The organism is Treponema sp. R8-4-B8, from assembly GCF_054786175.1.
Genome location: NZ_BDHE01000155.1, coordinates 1 through 841 on the forward strand (window position 1 = coordinate 1; position 841 = coordinate 841).

An 841-nucleotide genomic window follows, 5' to 3' on the forward strand; every position below is an offset into this window, starting at 1 on the left:
AGACATTGGTTTTGACTATGAAAAGGCATTTAAATCCGGTTATGGTACTTATATTACGCGGATAGAAATCAATTACAAAAGGTCCGCCTTTACCGATGACGCATTGGTAATAAAATCGTGGCCTGTTAAAAAAGGCGCGGCCAGCGGAACAATAGCGCAGGAAATTTGGCGCGGCGAAGATCTGATAGTCGAGGCAAAAGTAACATGGGCGTTTGTCGATTCAAAAGGGACGCCTGTAAGAATCCCGCCGGAGTTTGATGTGCCGGGGCTTATGCCGTAGTTAGGTAAGGTTGATACACGCTCAGGCATAACCAAAAAACTTATCGAAATTATAGATTCCTCGTGGGCGCAAGAAACTCTTTTACCGCCATTGCGCTTGCAAAATTATTTGAAGAAGATTTTTCTTTAGAGACGCCTATAATTTGCCCTAAAAATCAAAAGTATTTTAATGAAACAGACGGTTCAGATAATAAAAAAGATATAGTTATGCAATTATTATTATTTTCAATGTGTAAACTAGAAAAAGGCATTGAAATATCTGATGAAAAATTTTTAAAATTATTGGAATTATGGGCAGAAAATTTTCCATTATTTATTAATAAATAATTATGTAATTTATAAAAATAGTATTGTAGGAATGAATTCTAAACTTTATTATCAATTATGATATAAAGTTTAGAATAGGTAATAATTAAAGGGAGAGAAATAATGGAAAAAAAGATAAAGAGCACAATTCATTGGGTATCTGCCGCTCATGCCGCGCCAATACAGGCGCGTATTTACGATTACCTGTTCAGCGCGGAAAAACCGATGGAAGTATCCCAGCGCCCGGACGGCTCTC

General features: G+C 36.7%; 3 protein-coding genes. All 3 read left to right on the forward strand.

From position 1 onward, the window contains the following. Positions 1 to 280: acyl-CoA thioesterase (locus ACYVRA_RS07555; protein WP_461252129.1), on the forward strand; the 280-nt coding region annotated here is incomplete at its 5' end. 62 nt (positions 281 to 342) lie between these two features. Continuing rightward, positions 343 to 606, forward strand: coding sequence for a hypothetical protein (locus ACYVRA_RS07560; protein WP_461252130.1), 264 nt, complete (start codon positions 343 to 345; stop codon positions 604 to 606). A 102-nt stretch (positions 607 to 708) separates the two neighbouring features. After that, positions 709 to 841 (forward strand): hypothetical protein (locus ACYVRA_RS07565; protein ID WP_461252131.1); only part of this gene is annotated, 133 nt, incomplete at its 3' end.